The sequence below is a fragment of the uncultured Romboutsia sp. genome, from assembly GCF_958366745.1.
In the GTDB taxonomy this organism is placed as follows: Bacteria; Bacillota; Clostridia; order Peptostreptococcales; family Peptostreptococcaceae; genus Romboutsia; species Romboutsia timonensis.
Genome location: NZ_CATXCO010000210.1, coordinates 1 through 4,138, shown reverse-complemented (window position 1 = coordinate 4,138; position 4,138 = coordinate 1). Strand labels below are relative to the sequence as shown.

General features: G+C 26.6%; 5 protein-coding genes. 3 read left to right on the top strand and 2 right to left on the bottom strand.

The genetic code is table 11. From position 1 onward, the window contains the following. The first annotated feature begins 205 nt into the window (after positions 1 to 205). Positions 206 to 862 (top strand): N-acetylmuramoyl-L-alanine amidase, encoded by a 657-nt coding sequence (locus Q5F54_RS11400; RefSeq protein ID WP_281538218.1) that lies wholly within the window; start codon positions 206 to 208, stop codon positions 860 to 862. 371 nt (positions 863 to 1,233) lie between these two features. Here the strand turns inward: Q5F54_RS11400 and Q5F54_RS11395 are convergent, their stop codons facing one another. Next, on the bottom strand, positions 1,234 to 1,428 hold the full coding sequence (locus tag Q5F54_RS11395; RefSeq protein ID WP_281538217.1) for a hypothetical protein: 195 nt from the start codon (positions 1,426 to 1,428) through the stop codon (positions 1,234 to 1,236). 165 nt (positions 1,429 to 1,593) lie between these two features. On the opposite strand from Q5F54_RS11395, the gene Q5F54_RS11390 reads away from it, so the two are divergent. Then, a complete protein-coding gene (locus tag Q5F54_RS11390) occupies positions 1,594 to 1,890 on the top strand; it encodes a hypothetical protein (RefSeq protein WP_071120620.1) in 297 nt (98 codons plus the stop codon). 335 nt (positions 1,891 to 2,225) lie between these two features. Here Q5F54_RS11390 and Q5F54_RS11385 read toward each other — a convergent pair whose 3' ends face one another. Further along, complete coding sequence (locus Q5F54_RS11385) at positions 2,226 to 3,500, bottom strand: sulfite exporter TauE/SafE family protein (protein ID WP_302334452.1); 1,275 nt, start codon at positions 3,498 to 3,500, stop codon at positions 2,226 to 2,228. Positions 3,501 to 3,654: 154 nt separating this feature from the next. Here Q5F54_RS11385 and Q5F54_RS11380 point away from each other — a divergent pair, with 154 nt between their 5' ends. Further along, positions 3,655 to 4,113 (top strand): response regulator transcription factor, encoded by a 459-nt coding sequence (locus Q5F54_RS11380; protein ID WP_302334451.1) that lies wholly within the window; start codon positions 3,655 to 3,657, stop codon positions 4,111 to 4,113. Positions 4,114 to 4,138 lie beyond the last annotated feature (25 nt).

Genomic DNA, 4,138 nt, shown 5'->3' with positions numbered 1-4,138 from the left:
AACATCAACAACATCAATAACTCCCTCAGGCAAATCATCCTTAGTTAAATAATCTAACATAAAACACCTCCATATCTTATAATCCTACAATATATATTCGATAAACATATATCCACATCCTACTAAATTCTTTAAATTTTTTAATATTTAACTAAAAATAAAATGCCTTAAACTATTGGTAAAACTATATTAGGAGGTAAACATTATGAAATGGTATCTAGACTTTGGACATGGAGGAAAAGACTCTGGGGCAGTTTCTGCTAATAAAATAAAAGAAAGCGATACAGTCTTAAAAATAGGAATGTTAATAAAAAATAACCTAGAAAAAAATAATGAAAAAGTAATAACTACACGTGAAAAAGACCTATACTATTCGCTAGATTACAGATCATCTAAAGCAAATAAAGAAAACTGCGACTACTTTATAAGCCTACATATGAACTCATCAACTAATAAATCTGCCAAAGGAGTTGAGGTATGGGTATATGATGAAAAAAGCAAGGTATATAACTTAGCAAAAAATATCTGCACTAATTTATCAAAAGATATAAACACACCTAATCGTGGTGTTAAAATCTCAAAAAACTTTTCAGTTCTTAGAAAAACTAAAATGCCATCACTTTTAATAGAAATAGATTTTATCTCAAATTCTACTGTAGAAACTTCCCTTCAGTCTGAAAAATATATAAAAGATATTGCTAACACTATTTCTTCTAGTCTACTCGCTTTTGTAAATAAATCTATTGTAGATGATGATGTATTTTATAGAGTGTGTATAGGTGCTTTTAAAGAAAAATCAAATGCTATACTTCTAAAAAATGAAGCTATATCAAAGGGGTTTAGCGATGCTTATATATATTAATTATCTAAAAATATTATAAACATAAAATAGATAGGTCTATTTAACCTGTCTATTTTGTAATTTGGGACTGTAAGTAGGTTTTTGTAAATACAAACTTACCTACAGTCTTTTTTATAATTTGCTGAACCAAATCTGATTAGATAGTCGCTTTTTTAATTTAAAATAAAAATCTCTAGTTTTTCCCTTTGAATATGACATACAAATTTATCTATAAATTGGCTTAACTCTAAAATCTCATCTATTAGGCTATTTATTTCATATTATTTACTTAAAATTTGCTTTAGTTCATCAAAAATTAACAATATCTTCTAAACAGAGTTGATTGCTATCTAATTTTGACTTTTTTTATCCTAAGAACAACAAGATCTATTTCATTTAAATAGGAAGAAGAAAAAGCCTCCCATAATTAAAGGACAGATAAATGGAGCTATAAATGATACAGCTAATGCCCCGGAAGCACTATATTCGCTAATTGCAGGAACTGCTGAAAGTAATAATAATGGAACTATGCAACATAGAGATAGTGGTAAAAATCTTTTTAAGTTTTTCTTAGTTTCTTTATTCATTTTAAAATTACCTCCATATATTTTATGAGATAATATTACTTAAAAAGTATGAAAAAATTATGAATTTAAATTTATTTATATTTCTAGAGTTTATTCATATTTTATTCATACTTTTTCAATATTATATTCTTAAAGAAAATAATATTGAAAAAAGGATGTGTTTATATGAAGAAGTCATTAATAGGAACATTAGCATTAGGTCTAATAATAGGTACAGGTGCATTAACTGTAAAATCATTTGCAAATGAAAGAACAGTAGATACTCAATTATTTGTTAATAAAACAAATCCAGTAGTATCAACAACAGATAACCAAAGTTCATATCAGCAAGATGCAGGGTTTAAAGTATTAAACCAAGAGACAAATCAATTTGAACAAATAGATGATAGTAATTATAGAAATTCTAATCCTAACTATGGACAATGCTGTCCTTATATGAATTATGGGAATTTTGGAAATTAAAATATAAATTAAATGGCTAAAAATAATAAAAATGGAGTTATAATCAGATAGATATAAACTCATTAAAAAATGCTAGGGTATTTCTAGCATTTTTTTATTACAATAAAAAGAGGTACGATAGAATTAGAAAAGAAAAGAGTGAGCATATAATTAATATAGTAAAAATACCTTTAAATGTGGAAATATAGGTTAAAAATTTTAAAGTGTATTAAATTTTGATTTAAGGATAATCTAAGTATGAATTAAAAATATATTACTAGTTTACACATAATAAATAATTTATTAATATAACAAAATGTCTTATAAGTATATACTTATAAGACATTTTTATTTTATTATTCTACTCTTAGATTGCCTCTAATCATGCCCATCCAACAAGTAAATGATATATCTTGTCCATTAGGGTTTATCTCAGCAATTACATCACCTTTACTTAAATCTATATACTTATCATATTGAGGGAAGTACATAGCATTATTACAAGATGTCAATTCTTCAACTTTTATAGTAAGTCTAACGGGGATATCACCTTTTATAATAGGACTTGATGCTTGATATCCATATCGATTAGCTGTGATAGTAACCTCTTGATATCCATCTACAACAGGTGCAAGTTCTCCAGAAGACTGAGATATACCACCTAAAATAGGTATATTAATTCCTGTTAGCGCTAAACCTCTTTGTCCCATAGAAAGACCTAATATTATTATAAATACACCACTGTATTTAAATATATTATTGCTTAGCGACTTACTTAACCTAGATGAAATATATCCAAATCCTAGCATTAATGGAACAGTACCAATAGAAAAAGCAAACATTGATAAAGCGCCCATTACAAAGCTACCAGTTCCAAGTGCATAAAGTTGCATAGTTTGTAGTGGACCACAAGGCATAAATCCATTTAAAAGCCCCACCACAAAAGGATTTTTGTTACCTTTACCACAATTTTTTTTCATAAAAGGAATACTTAAATTAATATTTTTAAACAATTTTATTCCAAACATATTAAGTCCAGCTATTACCATAAATAGTGCAGCAAATAGTTGGATAAATCCTTGCATTTTCATAGATATTGAAAATACAGAACCTAGAGCACCAATTATTCCTCCAAGTAATGTATACGAAATTACTCTACCAAGATTATATTTAAGTGCAGTATTAAAAGATGATTTTTTACTTACAAGTAAATTATCTTTATCTAGAGTCTGTGTAAGCATTATTCCACCACACATACCAACACAATGAAGAGATGATAATAATCCTACCACAAATAACATAAAAAGTGATGCATTTGAAAGTAGTGAATTCGTATCATATCCAACTAATGAATTACTACTTAGATATAGCATTATAATTACCATCGATCCTAAGCATAAAAACTGGCTTATAGAGTTTTTAGAGGTTGAATAACCTGCCTTTTTTATAGCTTTTTTAATTTCATTTTCACTTAAAATTTCATTTTCATACATAGTTATAACATTTGATTTATTATGGCTTGCTTTTACATTGAAAATACCGTTTAAAGACTTTATTTCTTCTTCGATTGCAGTTTCACATGATTTACAGTGCATTCCATAAACATCAAATGATTTAGTAATTTTACTCAATAAATTCACCTCATTTAAGATATTTTTCAAGATATTATAACTTTAGATTATGAAAAAAAGATGAAGATAAATAAATAAAATTAAATTCATAAGTTATTTACAATTATATGATATTTTTTGTTATATTAATAAATAATGAAAAGGAGGAAGACTAATGTTTAATATACTTATAGTAGAGGATGAGATAAAAATCACTCAAGTTATAAAAGCCTATTTGGATAAAGAGGGATATCATTGCATAGTAGCAAATAATGGAGAACAAGCTCTAGAATTCTTCTTAAAAAATAGTATAGATTTAATTATTTTAGATAGAATGTTGCCTGATATCAGTGGAGAGGAAATTTGTGAAAAAGTAAGAGCAATATCTAAAGTACACATTATTATGTTGACAGCTAAAACAGAGGATAGTGATAAAATAGATGGTTTTAATATAGGTTGTGATGACTATGTTTGTAAACCTTTTAATGTTAAAGAGTTAGTTTTGAGAGTTAAAGCAGTTTTTAGAAAAATGGATGTAGAAAATAAAGATTTATTAAAGTTTTCAGATGAGCTTGAAATAGATATGAACTCTCATGAGGTTAAAGTAAGAGGAAAGAAAGTTGAATTATGTTAAATAAAAACGATATTGTAGAAGTTGA

Bases quoted from the DNA above. Each gene is read 5' to 3' on its own strand.
- Q5F54_RS11390 (WP_071120620.1), top strand. From the start codon at position 1,594: ATGAAGAAGTCATTAATAGGAACATTAGCATTAGGTCTAATAATAGGT.
- Q5F54_RS11400 (WP_281538218.1), top strand. From the start codon at position 206: ATGAAATGGTATCTAGACTTTGGACATGGAGGAAAAGACTCTGGGGCA.
- Q5F54_RS11380 (WP_302334451.1), top strand. From the start codon at position 3,655: ATGTTTAATATACTTATAGTAGAGGATGAGATAAAAATCACTCAAGTT.
- Q5F54_RS11395 (WP_281538217.1), bottom strand. From the start codon at position 1,428: ATGAATAAAGAAACTAAGAAAAACTTAAAAAGATTTTTACCACTATCT.